This window comes from Arachidicoccus ginsenosidivorans, assembly GCF_007971385.1.
GTDB lineage: Bacteria > Bacteroidota > Bacteroidia > Chitinophagales > Chitinophagaceae > Arachidicoccus > Arachidicoccus ginsenosidivorans.
This window is the reverse complement of sequence record NZ_CP042434.1, coordinates 375,620-395,413: the sequence shown is the minus strand read 5'-3', so window position 1 is coordinate 395,413 and position 19,794 is coordinate 375,620. Positions and strand designations below refer to the sequence as shown.

17 protein-coding genes and 1 pseudogene are annotated in these 19,794 nt (G+C 42.6%); 6 read left to right on the top strand and 12 right to left on the bottom strand.

Annotation, left to right across the window (positions count from 1 at the left end; genetic code table 11):
- The first annotated feature begins 48 nt into the window (after window positions 1-48).
- Complete coding sequence (locus FSB73_RS01465) at window positions 49-1,551, top strand: glycoside hydrolase family 76 protein (protein WP_146779835.1); 1,503 nt, start codon at window positions 49-51, stop codon at window positions 1,549-1,551.
- Between the two features lie 205 nt (window positions 1,552-1,756).
- Here FSB73_RS01465 and FSB73_RS01460 read toward each other — a convergent pair whose 3' ends face one another.
- The gene (locus tag FSB73_RS01460; RefSeq protein ID WP_146779834.1) at window positions 1,757-2,800 is read right to left on the bottom strand and encodes a hypothetical protein; all 1,044 of its coding nucleotides are present in this window, start codon (window positions 2,798-2,800) and stop codon (window positions 1,757-1,759) included.
- Window positions 2,801-2,838: 38 nt separating this feature from the next.
- On the bottom strand, window positions 2,839-4,032 hold the full coding sequence (locus FSB73_RS01455) for a hypothetical protein (RefSeq protein WP_146779833.1): 1,194 nt from the start codon (window positions 4,030-4,032) through the stop codon (window positions 2,839-2,841).
- Between the two features lie 151 nt (window positions 4,033-4,183).
- Between FSB73_RS01455 and FSB73_RS01450 the strand changes: the two genes are divergently transcribed.
- Both FSB73_RS01450 and FSB73_RS01445 read left to right on the top strand, forming a co-directional pair.
- Window positions 4,184-4,558 (top strand): ISAon1 family transposase N-terminal region protein, encoded by a 375-nt coding sequence (locus FSB73_RS01450; protein ID WP_146779832.1) that lies wholly within the window; start codon window positions 4,184-4,186, stop codon window positions 4,556-4,558.
- 40 nt (window positions 4,559-4,598) lie between these two features.
- Window positions 4,599-5,699 (top strand): transposase, encoded by a 1,101-nt coding sequence (locus FSB73_RS01445; protein ID WP_158639369.1) that lies wholly within the window; start codon window positions 4,599-4,601, stop codon window positions 5,697-5,699.
- A 199-nt stretch (window positions 5,700-5,898) separates the two neighbouring features.
- Here the strand turns inward: FSB73_RS01445 and FSB73_RS01440 are convergent, their stop codons facing one another.
- Complete coding sequence (locus FSB73_RS01440; RefSeq protein ID WP_146779830.1) at window positions 5,899-8,184, bottom strand: hypothetical protein; 2,286 nt, start codon at window positions 8,182-8,184, stop codon at window positions 5,899-5,901.
- A 477-nt stretch (window positions 8,185-8,661) separates the two neighbouring features.
- On the opposite strand from FSB73_RS01440, the gene FSB73_RS01435 reads away from it, so the two are divergent.
- Both FSB73_RS01435 and FSB73_RS01430 read left to right on the top strand, forming a co-directional pair.
- The gene (locus FSB73_RS01435) at window positions 8,662-9,348 is read left to right on the top strand and encodes a response regulator (protein WP_146779829.1); all 687 of its coding nucleotides are present in this window, start codon (window positions 8,662-8,664) and stop codon (window positions 9,346-9,348) included.
- Window positions 9,349-9,382: 34 nt separating this feature from the next.
- On the top strand, window positions 9,383-10,474 hold the full coding sequence (locus FSB73_RS01430) for a sensor histidine kinase (protein WP_146779828.1): 1,092 nt from the start codon (window positions 9,383-9,385) through the stop codon (window positions 10,472-10,474).
- A gap of 233 nt (window positions 10,475-10,707) precedes the next feature.
- Here FSB73_RS01430 and FSB73_RS23670 read toward each other — a convergent pair whose 3' ends face one another.
- From FSB73_RS23670 to FSB73_RS01420, 4 genes are all read right to left on the bottom strand, one after another.
- Window positions 10,708-10,962, bottom strand: coding sequence for a pseudouridine synthase family protein (locus FSB73_RS23670; protein WP_225974358.1), 255 nt, complete (start codon window positions 10,960-10,962; stop codon window positions 10,708-10,710).
- On the bottom strand, window positions 10,959-11,453 hold the full coding sequence (locus tag FSB73_RS01425; RefSeq protein WP_225974357.1) for a pseudouridine synthase family protein: 495 nt from the start codon (window positions 11,451-11,453) through the stop codon (window positions 10,959-10,961). Before FSB73_RS01425 ends, FSB73_RS23670 begins: the two co-directional genes overlap by 4 nt.
- A gap of 141 nt (window positions 11,454-11,594) precedes the next feature.
- Complete coding sequence (locus tag FSB73_RS23665) at window positions 11,595-11,792, bottom strand: FtsX-like permease family protein (protein WP_225974356.1); 198 nt, start codon at window positions 11,790-11,792, stop codon at window positions 11,595-11,597.
- Entirely contained in the window at window positions 11,789-12,703 is a 915-nt protein-coding gene (locus FSB73_RS01420) for an ABC transporter permease (protein ID WP_225974355.1), read from the bottom strand. Before FSB73_RS01420 ends, FSB73_RS23665 begins: the two co-directional genes overlap by 4 nt.
- A 361-nt stretch (window positions 12,704-13,064) precedes the next feature.
- On the opposite strand from FSB73_RS01420, the pseudogene FSB73_RS27880 reads away from it, so the two are divergent.
- A pseudogene (locus tag FSB73_RS27880) lies at window positions 13,065-14,356 on the top strand (type IX secretion system plug protein).
- A 68-nt stretch (window positions 14,357-14,424) separates the two neighbouring features.
- On the opposite strand, the gene uxuA reads toward FSB73_RS27880, so the two are convergent.
- From uxuA to FSB73_RS01385, 5 genes are all read right to left on the bottom strand, one after another.
- Window positions 14,425-15,597, bottom strand: a complete 1,173-nt coding sequence (gene uxuA, locus FSB73_RS01405) for a mannonate dehydratase (protein WP_146779825.1) — start codon at window positions 15,595-15,597, stop codon at window positions 14,425-14,427.
- 126 nt (window positions 15,598-15,723) lie between these two features.
- The gene (locus FSB73_RS01400) at window positions 15,724-16,533 is read right to left on the bottom strand and encodes an SDR family oxidoreductase (RefSeq protein WP_146779824.1); all 810 of its coding nucleotides are present in this window, start codon (window positions 16,531-16,533) and stop codon (window positions 15,724-15,726) included.
- 129 nt (window positions 16,534-16,662) lie between these two features.
- Window positions 16,663-17,586, bottom strand: a complete 924-nt coding sequence (locus tag FSB73_RS01395) for an alpha/beta hydrolase (RefSeq protein WP_225974354.1) — start codon at window positions 17,584-17,586, stop codon at window positions 16,663-16,665.
- Between the two features lie 288 nt (window positions 17,587-17,874).
- Window positions 17,875-19,098 carry an MFS transporter gene (locus FSB73_RS01390; protein WP_225974353.1) on the bottom strand — a complete coding sequence of 408 codons (1,224 nt, stop codon included), beginning with the start codon at window positions 19,096-19,098 and terminating at the stop codon, window positions 17,875-17,877.
- Complete coding sequence (locus FSB73_RS01385) at window positions 19,019-19,777, bottom strand: bifunctional 4-hydroxy-2-oxoglutarate aldolase/2-dehydro-3-deoxy-phosphogluconate aldolase (RefSeq protein WP_146779822.1); 759 nt, start codon at window positions 19,775-19,777, stop codon at window positions 19,019-19,021. Before FSB73_RS01385 ends, FSB73_RS01390 begins: the two co-directional genes overlap by 80 nt.
- Window positions 19,778-19,794: the final 17 nt, after the last annotated feature.

Sequence of the window (19,794 nt, the reverse complement as noted above, 5' to 3'; positions counted from 1 at the left end):
GTATTCCATTACAAATGCACTGTCTTATTAATTTAAGTTTCTCTAATTATGAAGTTATTAAACTTGTTGTTTATCAGTTGTTTATTTCTACTCCTTCAACCGCATTTGGCAGTTGGACAGTCCCGCTCGATACATTCAGGGGATATTTATAGTCTAGTATCTAAGGCAAATAGTAAGGTGGTAGACGTAAGGAATTCCGCCATGGTTGAAGGTGCGCTGGTAGATGACTGCGCAAATACGGGATCAGCTGCGCAGCGGTGGGTTGTCAGGGAACTAGGGAGCAATGTGTATACCTTTACAAATGTCGCAAGCGGTCTGCTTTTACATCTGGCTGGTCATTCCGGGTCTTCAGTATTGCAGGTAGATCAGCAAAAGGACGTCAATAATAATGGGAGCAAATGGCAACTTAAAAAAGCCGGCAAGGGGTATTATTATTTACAGCCTGAAGGGGCAAAACTAGCCATGGGCGTGAGCGCAAATGGCGATAGTGACGCGGGCAGTTTAACAGTCTCTGACTTTTCCCGGCAGGATGCTGAGAAATGGAAATTAGAAAAGCAATCTTCACAAGACGCCCCACCTACTGCTGCAATAGCAGATAAGATTTTTGATGCGTGGTATAAGACCTATAATGTTCAAAGTCGTAAAGGATTCTGGGATAAAGCGGAGATGATGGAGGTATTACTGGACGCCTTTGAGGTGACAAAAAATGAAAAATATATACATCTTTTTGATACTATGTATACTAATTTTATAGGTCATAATAAGGAAGATTGGATGTATAATAATTATAATGATGATATCACCTGGGCTGTACTATTTAGTGTCCGAGGATATCTGCTGGGAGGCAATAAAACGTATTTAGAAAAGGCAAAAGATCAGTTTGATAAGATGTACGCCAGGGCTTTTACCAATACTTATGGTGGCGGATTGATCTGGTATGAAACCAAAACGTCCAAGAATGCCTGTATTAATGGTCCTGCTATTGTAGCCTGTTGTTATTTGGCCCGAGCTACCGGAGACAGCACTTATTACAATAAAGCCATTGCCTTATATTCCTGGTCAAAACTATATCTATTGAATGCAAAGACCGGGAAAGTCAATGATGCAATTGACTTTGACAGGCAGGGGAATATCAAAACCAGTTATTGGAGTTCCACCTACAATCAAGGTACTTACCTGGGAGCTGCAACTATGCTGTATCAGTATACAAAGGAAAAAAGCTATCTTCAGGAAGCGGAAAACATTGCCAGGTATACCAGGGATAGCATGTTTAACGGCCAGGTTATAAATACTGAAGATAATGGTAATGATTTACCAGGTTTTAAAGGCATTTGGGCCAGGTATGCGCGTATGTATACAATGGAACTCAAAAAAGATGATTTGAAAGACTGGATGCTGCTAAACGCAAAAGTTGCCTATAACAACCGTAATTCCAGCAATCTGATTCAAACCAAATGGGGAACCAGGACACCGGAAGGGAAACCACGCTCTGCCTTTGGCTGCTCAACTGCAGTATCCTTATTATTTAATTGTTTGCCTTTTCGCCGGTAAAACAAAGTGACTCATATAATGAAATGAAAAAGGTCCGTAGACGGCCCTTTAGTCCGCAAAGCACAAGAGGTCCATCTTTTTAAAGGGACCTCTTGTGCTTTTGGCAGGCAATTACCGGTTTAGGTAAAATATAGGGGGCTTTATAGCTATACTGGTGCAATGAATTAATGCGGCTCTAATAATTGAGCTGTTGATTGATCATTGGTTAATTATTGATAGAAATATCTGCTTTATCTGCCTCCATACTGTCTTCCTTTTCCTGTTCACTTTCCTGAAGTTTTCGATAAGCCATATAAAAAACGGCGCCTAAATTTTCATAAGGTGGTACATAATCCACAAATCGGTTGTCACTGCTTAGTTTCTTTTCAAAACCACTCCACATTTTCACCCAATTGAGGTCCTGTCCCTTTTTAAGGGTATTGAGTATGCCCATGATGAGTGTAAGATTCAAATTACCCACACCGGTTTGCTTACTGGAGATAATCTGGGCTTCGGGGGCTTTGTTTAGTACATCACTGAGCGATTGAAAGCTCCCGCAGCTACCCAGAAGTACGACTCTGGCAGAAGGCACTAATTGTTTAATAGTGGTTGGTAAATAATAACTATGGCCTCTGTGCAGGACCATGGTCGGATGTAGATCCTTTTCAATCAGGTAATCATCCAGTGCCTGTTGTGCTTTATCATCCAGTGCCTGGAGTTCATCCAGGGGTTTATTGGTATAAATTGTAATTGGGGTGCCGGAGGTCGACGAGACCGTTGACCAGTATTTATTGGAGGTGGATTTCCAGCCTGCTCTGTTAACCGCACTCATAAAGTTCCGATAATTTGCGTTGCCATCTGCATCGCCGTAGGTGAACTGTTGGATAATGATACGGCCACTGGTGTCTTCCAGGTCCTTGATAGGCATAAAATACACAGGCCCTATCCCAAGGCTTGTGGAAAGATCAATTTTATTTTTCGGATCCATCGAAAGAAAGAGCGTTTTTAGAATCTCATAAATATTAAATTTCTTTGAATTGCCCACAGTTTTGGCTTGCTGCAGCTGGTTTTGCACTTCATGGACCACGAGTTTGCTCATTTTAGGGTCATCAATAGAGGCATAGCTTCCTGCCACATCTACGGCGTCCTCCAAAGAATCTTTTCCCACACCTTTATCTAAATTACGAACAAAGGCCAGCATTAGCTGCTGCGCGCTTTCTGGGGCCATCCGTCCCAAAAAATCATCCAGAGTGTTGTAGTTGGCGGCCATTTTGATCCATTTCTTATACTTGTCAAAGTGGACGCTGGTTAGCAGGCTGTCGCTGGTAAAGCCTTTACCAGCTTTTGCCAGAGCAGGTTATAAATCCCATAATCTTTTCCATTGATATAACTGGAAGTATAGATTTCCAGTTCACTGTTAACAATGAGGTAATACAAGTCAATTGCGGACAGAGGTCTCAGACAGGCATACCGGACTGAATTGGATCTTTCATGCAAGCCATTGACCTTATTGATAAAGGTGTTGATACCTACTGCATGTAATCTGTCCTGCATTTGCTGCAAGGCTAAAGGGGTGTCTTTATGTTGCAGCATGGCCGCATAATGGATCTCTGTTTGTACCAGCAGCTTATAATATTTAACCTGATTGTCCAAAACCCCACGAATCTGATCCAAATCAATTTTGCCAGCCAGAATATCATCCAAAAATGGCATTAACTGTGGCCCGCTTAATTTTCCGGACGCGTCATGAGCGGTGGCCATGCGGGCAATTAAATTAACCAATGGATCCTGACTTTTGCGGATGATTTCACCCAAAGGGGTGGTAGAGCCTGCATAATCATATAAAGAACCGGCATCTTTTCTGGCAATGACACTGACCATGCTATCTGTCGCTGGAAAATCATTATTCTGACTGAGAATATATAAAGCTTTACGTGGATGGGCATGGATCTCTTTGCCCAGCAGGATGTATTGAAAATGATCCTTACCCACATTGTCCTTTAATGCAAAATTAAAGGCAAGTAAAGTACCTACCTCCGGTTTATTGGCTTTTAAAATTGGACTGATATCCCTTTGTTTGATTTGTAGTGCCATGCCGTCCTGATAACCTTTAATGGTGTTAGCCAGTAAGGCACCTGTGATATCCCTGGCTAAATAGGCGGTTTTGTAGTTTTGCAGCAGCTCCTGCAAGCCCCTTAAAAACCGGATCTTGCTATTGTTATCCAAATCAGCCTTTTCAATAGCTTGTTGTACCTTATCTACCTGCTGGTTAATTGCCTTCGTCGCTACCTGATTTAAGGCCTTATTATCCTTATAGGGAGTGAACTGATCATCTTTAATGCCATCGGCTGCACATACAGATAATTGCGCCTGATCTACTTTGCTGTGGAAGCTCTGTCTGGAAAATGGAATCTTTTGCGCACGCGCCAGGGCGAGACCTGTCAAAAGAAGCAAAGGCACGGCAACTACTGAAATTACGGAGCCTGTATTGAATTTACGCATGATCTCGTAATTTTTAGGTGTTTATTTATTTAGAGGTGTTATTTAGCTATTTAAAGATACGTGTTTTGTAAGAAAAGAGGGGCATTATGGAGTTATTCGGCTAAATCTTATTTTGAGGTGCCAGTTATATTATATTATGTAACTTTGGCATATGAAAGCGAAAAGTCCTTCAGATCCAAATGAAGTTCTTTTGGGTCTGACCCGGATGATGGTTCCCCGGGATCTATTAGAGTTTTTCGACGTGGTCGAAGTAAAGGAACTACCTTCAGAATGGCAACTCTTACTTGAAGAGAAAAAGGAATTAATACCAACAGCTCTTAAAGATGAGTTTCATGTTGTTCTTGATGGTTTTTGTAATCCACTGCACATATTGAGCCATGGATTCAGTTTGAAGCCAGTGTATTTAGTTTTACGTCGTAGGCGATGGAAGGTAGCAGGGACAGATACTCATTTCAGTAATGAATATGGTATTACTGATAAACCAGCCAAGATTACAAACGAAATGGCAGGCTTTTTTAAAAGGTAGAATAGAAGCCCACCCAATAAACATCAGTTGTGTTGCTTTTATGTTTGGCATAAAGCCGCGGACACCTCATTTTTGGTACAAGCATTATTTTAGTGGCTTTCCCGAAAAAGTAGCCTCAAAAACCTGGTGGGAAAAGACGATTAAGATTGCTGATAAATCTACGGGAGAAGTTATAAAGGAAAAGCAAGTCCCTTTGGCCAAGCAAGAGAACGTAGGAACTCATATGACTATAGATGAGAAGATGATAGGTAAAAAGATGTATACGGTCATGACCAATCTTAAGTCAACGAAACTTGCATTTATAGCGGAAAGTCAGAACGGGGAAGAGCTGAAACAGGCTATACGCGAGTATTTCCCTGAAACCAAACGGCAAGAAGTCACTTCCATCAGTAGCGATATGAGTCCAACTTATAAAAGGATAAGCAAGGAATTATTCCCCAATGCAGTTGTATCGATTGATAAGTTCCATGTTATTATGCACATACTGGATGCATTACAAACGGTCCGCAAACAAGTCAAAGCAGCAGTAATTTTGGAGCAGGAGCAGCGAGAGGCTGCGGCAGCACAAAAGGCGAAAGAAGAGGCAAAACAGAAAAATAAGTCAGCGGCCAATAGCAAAACCGAGGCCGTTTCAAACGAATCTCAGATGAAAGAAGTACCATCTAAAGAGTCCATAGAAGAGCCAACAGCCAATGGCCCCATTGAAGGCGTTTCTGAACTGGAGTATCTGGAGAGATCCAGATATATACTCTGTAAAAGAGAAGCTGTTTGGGAGTTAGAAGATAAAGCCATCATGGGCTATCTCTTTGATCGTTACCCCATATTGGGGAAAGCATATGCGTTAACTGAAAAAATAAGAAACTGGTACGACAAAAAGAATATCAGAAAAGACATAGACTTCGTAGAACGTGATCTTTATGACTGGTTTGACGACGTAATTGCGTCAAAAATTCCTGCATTTAGGGCCGTTCGCAGGATGATGGAGAAGCATTATGATGACATCATAAACTACTTTAGGGAAGGACATACTAATGCTAAAGCTGAGAATATGAATGGCAAAATTCAGCGGTTTATGGCTAACAACTTTGGAATCCGAGATCGAAGTTTTTTCTTTTTCCGATTAGTTGGCTATTTTTCTTAATATAACTGGCACCTCAAAATAAGATTTAGCCAGTTATTCGGGTGGTAGCCGGTCAGGTTGGTTTAAATAACAGGGCAATAACTAGCATAAACGCCCGCTCCCAAAAAAGCATCCCTGTCGCAGCGGTTAATCTGCAGCAGGGATGCTTTTGATACTTTTATTTGGAGCGAATAATTAAGTGTTAATTCATGGAATATCACTATTGGCCATTCATAGAAATGGCTGCTTTGTCCGCCTCAATACTATCTGCTTTTTCCTGTTCTTTATCCTGTAATTTACGGTAGGCCATATAGAACACAGCACCTAAATTTTCATAAGGAGGGACATAATCCACGAAACGGTTGTCACTGCTTAATTTTTTGGTAAAACCTGTCCACATCTTAACCCAGTTAAGATCCTGACCCTGTTTAAGCGTACTTAGCATCCCCATAATTAAGGTAAGGTTAAGATTACCCACGCCTGTTTGTTTGCTGGAGATAATCTGCGCCTCAGGTGCTTTATTGAGCACTTTACTGAGTGACTGGAAACTGCCGCAGCTACCTAGTAAAACGACTCTGGCTGTAGGCACCAGTTGTTCAATGGTACTCTCCAGGTAATAGCTATGCCCTCTGTGCAGCACCATGGTCGGATGGATGTCATTTTCAAGTAAATAATTATTTAATTCTTGTTGTGCTTTATCATCCAGCGCCTGTAATTCATCGAGGGGTTTATTGGTATAAATCGTAATAGGGGTACCAGAAGTGGAGCTCACCGTAGACCAGTATTTATTAGAAGTTGATTTCCAACCAGCGCCACTGACGGCATTCATGAAATTGCCGTAATTAGCTCTTCCGTCCTCATCACCATAAGTAAACTGTTGAATGATAATTCGTCCGCTACTGTCTTTAAGGTCTTTAATCGGCATAAAATAAACCGGTCCAATACCCAGACTGGCAGACAGATCAATTTTATTATCCGGATTCATAGAAAGAAACAAAGTATTCAGGATATCATAAATATTGAACTTCTTTGTATTTCCTTCGGCCTTGGCCTGCTGGAGTTGTCTTTGCACTTCATGGAGTACCAGTTGGCTCATTTTGGGATCATCGATAGAAGCGTAACTACCCGCCACATCAACAGCGTCCTCTAAAGAGTCCTTACCAACGCCTTTGTCCAGACCCCGAACGAAGGCCAGCATAAGCTGCTGGGCATTTTTTGGTGCCATACGGCCCAAAAAATTATCCAGCGTGTTATAGTTGGCGGCCATTTTGATCCATTTCTTATACTTATCAAAATAAACATTCATTAAAAGACTGTCGCTGGAAAAATCCTTGCCTGCTTTTTGCCAAAGCAGGTTGTAAACTCCATAGTCTTTACCATTCACATAGCTGGAAGTGTAAATAATATCCTCACTGGTAATGGTCAGGTAATACAGATCCAGGGCAGATAATGGTTTTAAGCAGGCGTAGCGAACCGCATTGGGCTTTTCATGCAGCCCATTAATTTTATTGATAAAATTATCGACACCTACCTGGTGAATTTTCTTTTGGATCTGAACCATCGCCATGGGCGTATCGCGTTTCATGACACGGGCAGCATAATGAATCTCTGTTTGTACCAGAAGTTTAAAATAGGCCACCGGATCATCCATTTTTTTCTCAATGTCCTCCATTTCAAGATTGCCTGCATTGATTTCATCTAAGAATGGCATCAGTTGTCTGCCGATAAACTGACCAGATGGGCTTCTGGCAGAAGCAATGCGCGCAATCAGATTGACCAGCGGATCCTGGCTCTTGCGGATGGCTTCTCCCAGGTCGGTATAAGAGGCGGCATAGGTATAAACGGCGTCAGCATCTCTTCTGGCAACGACACTCACAACGCTGTCGGTAGCAGGAAAATCATTGTTCTTGCTCAATATATATAATGCCTTGTCTGGATGAGAGCCAATTTCCTTATCCAGTAAGATATATTGAAAATTTGGCTGGCCCGGATTGTTTTTAAAGGCAAAGTTAATGGCGAGTAGCGAAGCGACCTCTGCCTTGTTTTCTCTCAAAATGGGCCCAATGTCCTTATGCTTGATTTCGAGTTCCATGGCATCCTGGTAACCGCGTATGGTATTGGCTAACAGGGCACCTGTGATATCTTTTGACAGAAATGAGTTTTTATAAGCATATAATAGTTCATACAGTCCTCTTAAAAACCGGATCTTGCCGTTGTTATCCAGATCTGCCTTTTCAATGGCTTTTTGGACTTTATCCACTTGCTTCGTAATCGCCTTGGTTGATAGTTTATTTAATGCTTCGTTATCCGAATATGGAGTAAACTTATCATCTTTGGTGCCGTCTGCTGCACATACGGATAACTGTGCTTTATCCACCTGGGCGTGAAACCCTTGCCTGGAAAAAGGAATCTCCTGAGCAGATGCTTTATGTATAGCGCTCAAACTCAATAGGGTTGCAACAAACAAGGTTAGCGTTGTATCTGAACATGTAAATAATCGCTTCATCTAAATTGAATTGTTCTATTGTATTATATATTATATTAAAATTATTTTTAAAAAACAGTAGCATCTGTTTAGGATCGTTAATTAACAAGACGGGGAGAAAGGAAAAGGTTAGCAGCAGAATAATCCGAGCTGTTTACAATTTTATATCCTACTATCCCAGTCAAAATGAACCAGAAAGACATAATTCAGACCAGAAAACACCAAAAAAGTTTAGCTTTCAGGTTATTAGTGGAAAAGTACTATCCAAAAATATCCATTGCGTCAAAAGTTCTTTAAGAATACTGCTTTTTAGGCAAATTTATATTTTCCCGATTACTGCAAAAATACGACCAAATCAGCGTATATGCAATCATAGCAGGGCAATTAACGATCCAGGTCTCAAAATGAAGTACTTTAGATCGATTAACAATTAGATAATACCGAATTAAGTGCCATTCATGAATTAGCTTTTAATTTTGTATCAATAAATTATAAATAATGGAGACAACAGGACGAAAGATTTTAATCGTAGATGACGAACCGGATATCCTGGAAATCATTGGTTACCAATTGAAAAAAGAAGGATTTGATGTGTATGAGGCAACGGAAGGTAACAGAGCCATTGAAATGGCTAAACAAATAAAACCGGATCTCATCATACTAGATAGAATGATGCCCGGTAAAAACGGGCTGGAAGTGCTGGAGATTCTGCGGGCCCAACCAGCATTTGAGGATACACTCATCATTTTTCTGACCGCCGTAGGCGGGGATATCCATGAAATTGAAGGTCTTGAAGGGGGAGCAGATGATTATGTGACCAAGCCGATTAAGCCTAAGTTGTTGATTAGTAGGGTAAACGCATTGCTTCGGCGGAGCCCCAAGGTAGAAGATGATAAAGTTCTGGAAATTAACCATGTAAAAATTGATCCTGTTCAATTTATTGTGTATATTAGTGGGCAACCCAAATTATTGGCTAAGAAGGAATTTGCATTATTATATCTGCTGGCTTCCAAACCGGGTCGGGTTTTCTTAAGAACGGAGATTCTCCATAAAGTGTGGGGAACGGATGTTATTGTAGGAGACAGGACCATAGATGTACATATTCGCAAAATTCGTCAGAAACTGGATTTGGATTGTATCACAACCGTCAAGGGAGTCGGTTATAAATTTGAACTTCCGTCTTAATCACCTTAAAATGCGCTTAAGATAGCGTCAAAATATGGCACGCACAAAGAATTTTACGCCAGCGCAGCTGGCTTTATTTACGGCCCTTCTGATCAGCGTAGCTGTTGGTATTTGCTTTCTGTTTTTCAGGATCCTTTGGTGGCATGCAGCTATTGCAACGCTCTGTGTATTCCTGTGTAATTATTTTATTTTCCGGGAAGTGCTACGGCGCTTTGTGTTCAGAAAGATCAAGCTGATTTATAAATTAATCTATCAGACCAAAGCCAGTAAAAGGGAAGAAATGTATTACAAGCATATTCTGCCCCAAAAATCCATCCAGGAAGTTGAAGATGATGTGACTGCCTGGGCCAATAAGCGAAGTGAAGAGTTGGAATCCCTCCGTTTTATGGAACAGTACCGGAAGGAATTTTTACAGAATTTCTCCCATGAAATCAAAACCCCCATATTTGCGGTGCAGGGCTATCTAAATATTCTGTCTTCTGGCGATATCGAGGATCCGGAGAAAATAAAGGAATATTTGGCTAAGGCCGAACATAATGTGGATAGAATGGCACATCTGGTCAGCGATATTGATGAAATCTCCAAACTCGAATCGGGGCAGCAAAAGCTGGAAAGGTCAGATTTTATTATCCAGGACGTGATTAAAGAAGTTCTGGAGAACCTGCATTTGCATATTGAAGGCAAAGAACTTCAATTTGGGATTAAAAGAGGCTGTGAATCACCTGTTCACGTCTATGCGGATAAAGAAAAGATCCGTCAGGTGATTATAAATCTGGTTACCAATGCTGCAAAATATGCCAGCAGCATCGGGGAAGTGACCGCCAGTGTTTATAAAATGGATGAAAGCAGGGTGCTGGTTGAAATCTCAGATAACGGGATAGGTATTGCAGAGGAACACCTGCCACGTATATTTGAAAGATTTTACCGTACAGATAGTGGCCGCAGCAGAAACAGTGGTGGTACAGGTCTTGGCCTGGCGATCTGCAAACATATTATTGAAGCCCATGGTCAGACCATCCATGTGCGCAGTAAACAAAATGTAGGTACAACGGTAGGCTTTACGCTGCCTGCCAGAAAAGAGGATGTCCAGACTTTTAAGATGCAGCGAGGTGAAAATGAGGGGTAGCATAAGATAGTTGTCCGCTCAGGCTGCTAATATCTGAAAATAAAATGCTCAAAAATGGATCTTATATTAATAAAGGTTAATTACAGCCCAAATAATTAACAACAACGAAAATGATCATAGGACAGGCGCGCTAATCCAGATGTAAGAGTCTATTTTAGCGCGCCTGTCCTATGGTGCTTATTTAAGTTAGCCTTCAAGAGTGAAGCGCAGTGCAATTAAATGGCACATTCAAATTATTGTGCATGCTGTTCACCCTGATTTCTATGAAAGGCTTCTTTCATCGCCTTAATCTTCTTTTCAAACTGTTCAATACTTAAAGCCTGATCCACCGTAAATTCACCAATTCTTGTACGTCTAAGGCTACTGAGGTAGCCACCCGTTTGTAAATGAGCACCAAAATCATTTGCCAGCGTCCGGATATAGGTTCCGGTTGTACAGACGACTCTAAAATGAACGGTCGGTAATTGGACATGATCAATATCTGTCATCTCAAATGCCTCGATGGTGATTTTTCGGGGATCCAGTTTAATCTCTTCCCCTTTCTGGCAGCAAGATAGGCGGGTTTGCCGTCCTTTTTGATGGCAGAATGTATCGGCGGGGTCTGGAAAATTTCACCGGTAAACGCTTTTGTTGCAGCTATTAAATCCTCTTTTGTGATATGTTGATAATCTTTAATATTTTCCGGAGTGCTTTCCAAATCGTAAGTTGGGGTAGTGGCCCCTAGTTCAAAGCTACCAGTATATTCCTTGATCTGGGCCATAAACGTATTGATCCTTTTGGTAAAAGCGCCGGTGCAGATAATCAGTAGACCTGTGGCCAAGGGATCCAGCGTTCCCGCATGGCCCACTTTGGAGACGCCCGTCAAAATACGGATCTTTTTGACTGCATCAAAAGAAGTCCAGTGTAAGGGCTTATCTAGTAAAATAACCTGACCATCCAAAAATGGCTGCATGGCCGGGTGAATTGGTTTTTGCCGCATAATAATATTATATAATCGCTTAATTGAATTTTATTGCTTTGACTGGCTGGATTTTTTTGACGAAAAATGTAGGAATGAGTAATGCCAGATAACAGACGACAAAAGTGCCGCAGGTGATGACTATAACCTGATACCAATTGATCATAACGGGGCTATCCGAATATAATAGGCCGATTCGTCCAGTTTTAGCAGTCCTGTGTACTGTTGCAACCAACAAATGCCCACACCGAAAATAAGCCCAAAGAGCACACCACGAATGGCGATCAGCGAAGAGTGGTATAAAAATACTTTTTGGATAACCCAATTGCTGCTGCCAAGTGACTTTAATATGCCAGTCATGGGGTACGTTCAAGAACCAGGATTAGCAGACAGGTAATCAGGTTTATCACAGCTACAATGGCCATGATAATATAAATAACCTGTTTGTTAACATCCTGAATATTCAGCCAATCAAAAATATTAGGGTAGACTTCCTGAATGGTTTTGGCAACCCAGGTATCTGGCAGTGCCCGGTAAAGATCAGCTGCCGTACTGTTCATGAGCCCAGGGTCTTTTAAGAAGACCTCATAACCGCCAATCTCGTTTTTATTCCAGTTATTAATTCTGCGAATGAGTCTGAGATCTGCCAGGGCAAAGAGTTTATCATACTCCTCGATGCCGGTTTTGTAAAAACCAACTACTTCCAGATGGCGTTTTTGGGCCGGCTGGTTAGCACTGGATATAAAATAAACGGAAACGGTATCACCTAGTTTGATTTTTAGTTCTTCTGCAATCGGCTGAGAAATAACGATTTGTTTACTGTATAAACTATCTGTAAAGGATAACCACTTACCTCCGGTCAAAAATCGTTGCAGATTGGAAAAATCATAATCTGCCCCTACGCCTTTGATCAGGATGCCTTCAATGTCTTTTTTGTGTTCTATGACCGCAGACTTAGTGGCAAAGGCCTGGTATTGTTTAATATTGGGGTTTTGTTGCAAAATAGAATCTACGCTTTCATTTTGCTCCAAAGGGGTCTCTTCGGCAACTAGTGCTTTTAAGGGCTCGAACTGCTGAACCCGGATATGCCCCCAGAAATTATAGATCTTGTCGGAGATCGCATGTTGGAAGCCATTAACGAAGGAAGAGGAGATAATCATGGCCGCTACACTGATGGCAGTAGCCACCGTTGCCAGCCGGATGATAAATCTGGAAAATGACTTTTGGTGGTTAAAGGCAATACGCCTGGCTATAAAAGAGGCTACATTCATGTAGATACTTGCTTGGATTGACTTTGTTGAATCTGATTTAAATTAACGCTAAACTAAACTTAAACTAAACCTAAACTAAATCCTTAAACTTAAACGTTTCTAAAGTAAAATAATTTTATATTCGTCAGGCCGGTGCGAAGGTAATAAATATGACAGCAAAGCGTATAATTAGCTTCCGGCAAATTTTTCGCTATTATTGCCTAGAAATGTAGATCCTGGCATTGTATCACAGGACCGATATTTCCTCGCTTTTTTGTTGAAAATATAACGTGAAACAAGCCTAAAATAGCTTATTTATGTATTCAATATATAAAAAATATTTATAAATACGCTGACTATCAATCAAGTGAAAGGGATTGTCATGCAGCGACTAAGGCCACTGTTTTTAATCGGTACGCTGTTATTTATTGCTTTAAATGGCAGGGCGCAGGTTAAGATCGGTGGATATCCGTCCCTTTCAGCGGATAACCCGGATATCCATGGGGTTATTTTCTCTAAGGCCGGCAATCAGCTGAGTTACCCTGAAATGACCCTAGGTAGCACAGAGGCGTTAGCACTAAGCTTTGATGATTTTGACGCACGCTTAAAAAACTATAGCTACACGTATATTCGCTGTGATCAAAACTGGCAGCCAGTCTTACAATCTTCCTTTGATTATATCCAGGGATTTACTGATATGCGAATAAGGGACGCCAAGTTCAGCTCCATTAGCCGTACCAGATATGTACATTATGCGGCTACGCTTCCTACCAGCGAGTCCCAGATCAAAAAGAGTGGCAATTACTTATTAAAAGTATACCTGGATGGAGATACTTCCAAACTGGCCTTTGAAAGAAGAATGCTGGTAGTAGCGCCCAAAGTGAGTGTAGCGGCAAGCGTCGTGCGGCCTAGTGGGCAGTCGCCCACAGGCGATCAGCAAAAATTAAACCTTTCTATCAGTGTAAACAGACTTCGTTTACAAAACCCAGGGATCAGATTAAAGTGGTGGTTTTGCAAAATTACCGTTGGGACAATGCCGTTCATGAGCTGCAACCGGCCTTTATGCGTGGCACGACCTATGAATACAATAGTGAAAGAGATTTGCTTTTTGCAGCAGGTAAGGAATTTCGGTGGGCAGATCTTAAAAGTTTTCGTTTTCAGAGTGATCGGGTAGCCGGGGTTAGCGTTTCTGACGGCAAGCCTGCAGGCTATGACGTCCTCTTAAAAACCGACCCGAGTCGTAACGAGTCCCAGTATATGCCTTATGTAGATTATGACGGGTTTTACCAGATCGCTTCGACTGAAAATATTCAGGTAGCTTATCAGGGAGATTATGGACTCGTACGTTTTAGTTATAAAACGGCTACCGGACAGCCCTATAGTGGCCGGGATCTGTATGTATTAGGCCAGTTTAACCAGTATAGAAAGGATGATAACAGCCGTTTGGTGTATAATCCGGCAAAAGGCCTATACGAGAAAACCCTGCTGTTAAAGCAGGGTTATTATAGTTATTTATATGGGACGGCTGAATCCACGAACCAGCCTTCTAAAACTGATCTGACAGAAGGCAATTACTGGGAAACTGAAAATAAGTATACCATATTGGTTTACTATCAGTCTTATACAGATAGAGCACCAGAGCTGGTCGCCTGCACAACGGTTAGTTCCAGATAGGCGCACAGGTTAAAAAAGCAAGGTAGCAAAGCAAACAAGACTTCATGTCTTGTTTGCTTTGCTACATGTTATAATCCTTTTTCAGCACGCTCTTGATAAACTGCATGTTCCATTCCACAAATCTCAGCCAGTCCTTTCATTCTTCCGACAAATGAATAGCCCGGAAAACTGTCAATGGCTGCATCAATTTGCAATTGATGACCATGGTCAGGCCGCATGGGGATAGATCGATTTTCGACATGCTGCAGCTCTGTGGCCAGCTTTATGATGGTATAAAGATTGGCGTCTCCCGCCAGATGGTCGGCCTCAAAGAAATTGCCGCCCTGGTCTCTGGCTGTGCTTCTTAAATGCAGAAAATAAATTCTGGAGCCAAATTCTTTGAACATTTTAGGTAGATCATTCTCTTTGCGGGCACCAAATGAACCGGTGCAAAAACAAAGTCCTACATGTTGAGAAGTCGTATTTTCCAGCAGCGCCCTGATATGGTCCGCATGACTCATAATACGAGGCAGTCCCAGTACAGGAAATGGAGGGTCATCTGGGTGGATAGCCATTTTTACCCCGCTTTTTTCAAGAGCGGGGCTGATCTCATTTAAGAACTGGAATAAATGGGATTGTAAGGTCTTTTCATCGATCCCTTCAAATTCTTTGAGTAAAGCAAGGATGTTTTCTCTGGAAAAGGCCTCTTTGCTGCCGGGTAGTCCTTGCATGCAGCTGCTGGCCAGCCGGGCTTTGTTTTCTTCAGAGAGCTTTTCAAAATAAGCCTTAGCTGCTTCTGTCTGCTCGGTCGTATAGTCTTTTTCTACACCTGGCCTTTTAAGAATAAAAAGGTCAAAAGCGCGGAACGCATCCCACTCAAATCGTAGGGCGGTTCCCGTTTTTGTTGGATAATGCAGGTCTGTTCTAAGCCAGTCCAGTACCGGCATAAAATTATAAGTCACCACCTGGATGCCGTTTTCGCCCAGATTTTGGAGGCTGATTTTATAATTATCGATCCACCTTTGAAAATTGCCGTTTCTTCTCTTTATATCTTCATGAACAGGTAAAGACTCCACCACTTGCCAGACCATACCGGCAGCTTCTACCTCGTGTTTGCGTTTTTTAATTTCCTGATCCGTCCAGATTTCCCCTACGGGAATATGATGAAGTGCTGTTACGACGCCGGTGCAACCGGCCTGAGCGATGTCTTGTAAGCTTACCCCATCCTGAGGGCCGTACCAACGCATTGTTTTTTGTAACATAATGGCTTTAAATAAATAGTAATAATAAAATAGTCAAACTTGAACCCATAAAATCCTACTAATCAGGCAGGAAGTGTGGTCAATGCAGGGTTGCCCTATTTAAAGGACTGTCCCTTATTGGCCTTATTAGATCCCGCCATAGACGGTGTAACCACCATCTACAGTAACGGTAATGCCGGTTACAAATTTAGAAGCATCGCTGAGCAGATAAATTAAAGCACCATTTAACTCTTCAGGTTTACCAAAACGACCATATGGGGTGGCCCGGATGATTTTCTCACCACGCTCCGTCAGGGAGCCGTCCTCATTGGTCAACATTCTGCGGTTTTGTTCTGTTAGAAAAAAACCTGGAGTGATGGAATTGACCCTGATTTTGCCAGCATGCCTGGTGGCAGCTTCTACGCCCAGCCATTCAGTATACTGATCTATGGCCGCTTTGCCCATACTATAGCCCAGCACACGCGTCAGGACTTTTTTGGAACTAACGGAGGATATATTGACAATGCTGCCGCCTTTTTCCAGCATGGAAGCGCCCAGGATATGGGTAGGAACGACACTGCCCCATAAATTTAGATCCATGGCTTTTTTTGTCGCTGCTATATTCAGATCAAATATGTCCTGATCTGGAGTTAAAAGCGCTTCAGGGACATTACCGCCAGCGGCATTGACCAGCCCGTCAATCGTGCCATATGTGGCCAGGATCTGGTCGCGGGCATTGATTAGCTGGGCTTCTTCCATCACGTCTGCCTGCAAGGCCAGTGCCTGGCCGCCCAGGGCCAGCACCTCATTTTTTTTCTGTTCCAGACGCTCCTGATTGCGTCCAATGATCACCACACGGGCTCCCGCCTTGGCAATTGCCAATACAAAAGAGCCGCCAAGAATACCGGTGCCGCCAGTAACGACAACCACCTTATCTTTTAATGAAAATGCATTCATAATAATACTTAATTTGTTTGAATAGTTGTTTGGATTTAATAATAGTTTTGTTTGAAGGCAGGTTGCCATCGTTTAAAGAAGTGGGGGACAGGTACTTCCAATTCAATGCAACGACTGCTTTTTAATGATTTATTTAGTTGCTTTAGCGATCAGTTTATTGTGTTCCAGCCAATGTTTGAGTCGCTTCATCCAGTCATCGGGAGACTGCTTATTATGGCCGCCAAACCCATGTCCGCCGTTTTGATATATGTGTAGCTCCACGGGTACGTGATGTGTCTGTAAGGCTTCAACATAACGCAGACTATTGGCGGGTGGGACGCCATTGTCATCATCTGCCAGTACAATAAAAGTCCTGGGTGTGCTGTCAGTAACCTGTAATTCACAAGAAAACTGGTCGACGAGTGCCTGATTGGGGGTATTGCCAAGTAAGGCCTTTCTGGACCCCATGTGCGTGATTTCTTTTTGCATAGAAATCACCGGATAACCCAGTATGGAAAAGTCTGGTCTAAGGCTGGTATGTAAAGGGCGGGCATTACCTAGCACGTCTTTGTTATAAAGCGTTGAAAGACTAGCGGCCAGATGGCCACCTGCAGAAAAGCCCATAATGCCGATTTTGTCAGGCGATACATCCCATTTACCCGCTTCACTTCTGATGAGGGCAATAGCCCGCTCCGCATCCATCAAAGGGCCAACAGACTTATCCTCCATTATCTGATCAGCAGGCAGACGGTATTTTAAAACGAATGCCGTCAGTCCCCAGCTAGCCATCCGCTTTGCGATGGCTGTGCCTTCCTTATTAAAAGCCAGTATGCCATATCCGCCACCAGGGCAGATGATGACAGCCGCATGGGCATTGATGCCAGAAGTCGGTTTAAATACCGTTAGCGTAGGCGTAGTGACCTTACTCACACGGATTACACCGTCCTTGCCGGTGGTGGCGACTTCCTTATAATCTGTAGCGGTTTTACTGCCAGGTATACTATTGGTATAAAGCGTAATCACTTGTTGTGCTTTTGGTCCATTGGAGCGCATTAGACTGCTCCCTAATGTCATGGCCAGCCCCATGGCTGCCGAGAGACAAAAAAGGGAATCTTAGGTCTTTTCATGATTTTGTCATTAATAAGAAAAGCGTCCCGGGCTATATATAATTACTTAAAAACCGCCCGGGACAATTTATATTTTTATATTTAAAGATCCGTAATCAATTTATAACGTGGAACCAGGGCTTTCATGCAAAGCCATGCGATCAGATAAGCTACCGAGCAAATCGCAAACATGATTGTATAGCCAGTTGAAAGGTGACCTGCCTTGTCGTAGGCATCAAAAATCCAGCCGCCAATCTTACTGATCACAACGCCGCCCAGGCCGCCAGCAAGACCACCAATACCAGTTACTGTACCTACTGCTTTTTAGGGAACATATCCGATACGGTGGTAAAGATATTCGCAGACCAGGCCTGATGGGCAGAGGCGCCGATACCGATAAAAATACTGGAATCCAAAATCCGTAATGTCCCAAGGGTTGCGCCAGCAGTACCAATAAAGGAAATAATGCAATAATAAACATAGCCCGCATACGACCATCATAAGGTGAATACCCCTTATTAATAAAATATTTTGGGAAATAACCGCCGCCAATGCTGCCAAACATGGTCATCGTATACAGTACGGCCAGTGGCAGCATAATGGCTTCGCCATTGATGCCGTACTGAGCGTCCAGATAGGCTGGTAGCCAAAATAGGAAAAACCACCAGACGCCATCCGTCATAAATTTGCCAATGGCAAATGCCCAAGTCTGCTTGTAACCCAAAAGCGTGGTCCATTTGACTTTATGGCCGGCATTTTCTTTAATTTTCTCCACACCTTTTTCAGCGTCATCACTGTTGATATATGCCAGTTCGGCCTGAGACAATCTTTTTTGTTTTTCAGGCTTGTCATAATAGACCCACCAGAATATCAGCCAGAGAAAGCCCATGGCGCCAATAGAAATAAAGGCTGCCTGCCAACCCCAATGCGTCTCAATCCAGGGCACTGTCAAGGGTGCCAGTACGGCACCGATATTGGCCCCTGAATTAAAGATTCCGGTTGCATAAGCGCGGTCTTTTTTAGGGAAATATTCGGCCGTTGCCTTTATGGCTGCCGGAAAGTTACCTGCCTCGCCAATGGCAAGTACAGAGCGGGAAACTAAGAAACCAAATACAGAGATAGGGAAAAGTGTCAGTCCTACAAAACCAAAGAAACTAACCAGGGCTTCACCCATAGGTATGGCCAGCGCATGCAGCATGGCGCCAAGCGACCAGATAATCAGCGCCCAGCTATATCCTTTTTTAGTGCCTATTCTGTCGATAATTCTGCCGGCAAATAGTAAGGCAAAGGCATAAACAAACTGAAAGATGGCCGTAATATTGGCATAATCAGTATTGGTCCAATGGTATTCTTTGGATAAGGTCGGTTGTAATAGACTAAGAACCTGTCTATCTAAGTAGTTAATTGTGGTAGCTGCAAACAGTAGTGCACATATTGTCCACCGGTACTTGCCCACTTGCTTCTGTACTTGACTTGTCATTATAAATTGTTTTTAATCGTTTGGGTGAGTGCCAGAATTTTTTAGTTGTATTGGTTAAAGTTGCATAATCTTCATTTTCTAATACATCGTTGGTGATCAGCTTACTGCCCATTCCAACCGCAGTAACACCTGCCTTAAACCAGCCCTGAATATTTTCCTGTTCCAGTGATACGCCGCCGGTGGGCATAAAGAGCAAATCTGGAAATAAGGGCTTAATGGCGGAAACATAGCCAGGTCCCAGCAAATTTCCAGGGAATAATTTGACAAATCCAACCCCGTTTTGCGCTGCCAGATTGATTTCTGAAGCGGACATACAACCAGGAATCCAGGTTAGGTTATGCTTTTGGACATAATCACTGATTGGTTGGTAAAAACAAGGGGAAATTAAAAAGTCTGCACCTGCCTCGTGATAATCCTTTGCCTGGTGCTCATTTTTAATTGTGCCAATGCCCAGCAGCATATCCGGCATAGAGGCATTTCTGAGCGCCAGCATTGCTTTGAAATTTTCAAGTGCTTCCTGGCCGCGGTTGGTATATTCCACTACCCGGATACCTGCAGCATAAAGCGCCTGCAAGGCAGATAAGGAAACTTCCCGGCGCTTATGAAAATACAGGGGCAGCATTGCTTGCTGGCTGATTTTTTCAAAAACTGCTTTTGCATTGTTAGAAATAGTAGACATAATTTTAAGTTCGTTCT

Coding starts and splice junctions, on each gene's coding strand:
- FSB73_RS01460 (WP_146779834.1), bottom strand. CDS start 2,800: ATGGCCGCCAACTACAACACTCTGGATGATTTTTTGGGACGGATGGCC.
- FSB73_RS01425 (WP_225974357.1), bottom strand. CDS start 11,453: ATGCGGCAAAAACCAATTCACCCGGCCATGCAGCCATTTTTGGATGGT.
- FSB73_RS01440 (WP_146779830.1), bottom strand. CDS start 8,184: ATGAAGCGATTATTTACATGTTCAGATACAACGCTAACCTTGTTTGTT.
- FSB73_RS01430 (WP_146779828.1), top strand. CDS start 9,383: ATGGCACGCACAAAGAATTTTACGCCAGCGCAGCTGGCTTTATTTACG.
- FSB73_RS01445 (WP_158639369.1), top strand. CDS start 4,599: ATGTTTGGCATAAAGCCGCGGACACCTCATTTTTGGTACAAGCATTAT.
- FSB73_RS01390 (WP_225974353.1), bottom strand. CDS start 19,098: ATGACAAGTCAAGTACAGAAGCAAGTGGGCAAGTACCGGTGGACAATA.
- FSB73_RS23670 (WP_225974358.1), bottom strand. CDS start 10,962: ATGACAGATATTGATCATGTCCAATTACCGACCGTTCATTTTAGAGTC.
- FSB73_RS01420 (WP_225974355.1), bottom strand. CDS start 12,703: ATGAATGTAGCCTCTTTTATAGCCAGGCGTATTGCCTTTAACCACCAA.
- FSB73_RS23665 (WP_225974356.1), bottom strand. CDS start 11,792: ATGACTGGCATATTAAAGTCACTTGGCAGCAGCAATTGGGTTATCCAA.
- FSB73_RS01435 (WP_146779829.1), top strand. CDS start 8,662: ATGGAGACAACAGGACGAAAGATTTTAATCGTAGATGACGAACCGGAT.
- FSB73_RS01455 (WP_146779833.1), bottom strand. CDS start 4,032: ATGCGTAAATTCAATACAGGCTCCGTAATTTCAGTAGTTGCCGTGCCT.
- uxuA (WP_146779825.1), bottom strand. CDS start 15,597: ATGTTACAAAAAACAATGCGTTGGTACGGCCCTCAGGATGGGGTAAGC.
- FSB73_RS01385 (WP_146779822.1), bottom strand. CDS start 19,777: ATGTCTACTATTTCTAACAATGCAAAAGCAGTTTTTGAAAAAATCAGC.
- FSB73_RS01395 (WP_225974354.1), bottom strand. CDS start 17,586: ATGACATTAGGGAGCAGTCTAATGCGCTCCAATGGACCAAAAGCACAA.
- FSB73_RS01465 (WP_146779835.1), top strand. CDS start 49: ATGAAGTTATTAAACTTGTTGTTTATCAGTTGTTTATTTCTACTCCTT.
- FSB73_RS01450 (WP_146779832.1), top strand. CDS start 4,184: ATGAAAGCGAAAAGTCCTTCAGATCCAAATGAAGTTCTTTTGGGTCTG.
- FSB73_RS01400 (WP_146779824.1), bottom strand. CDS start 16,533: ATGAATGCATTTTCATTAAAAGATAAGGTGGTTGTCGTTACTGGCGGC.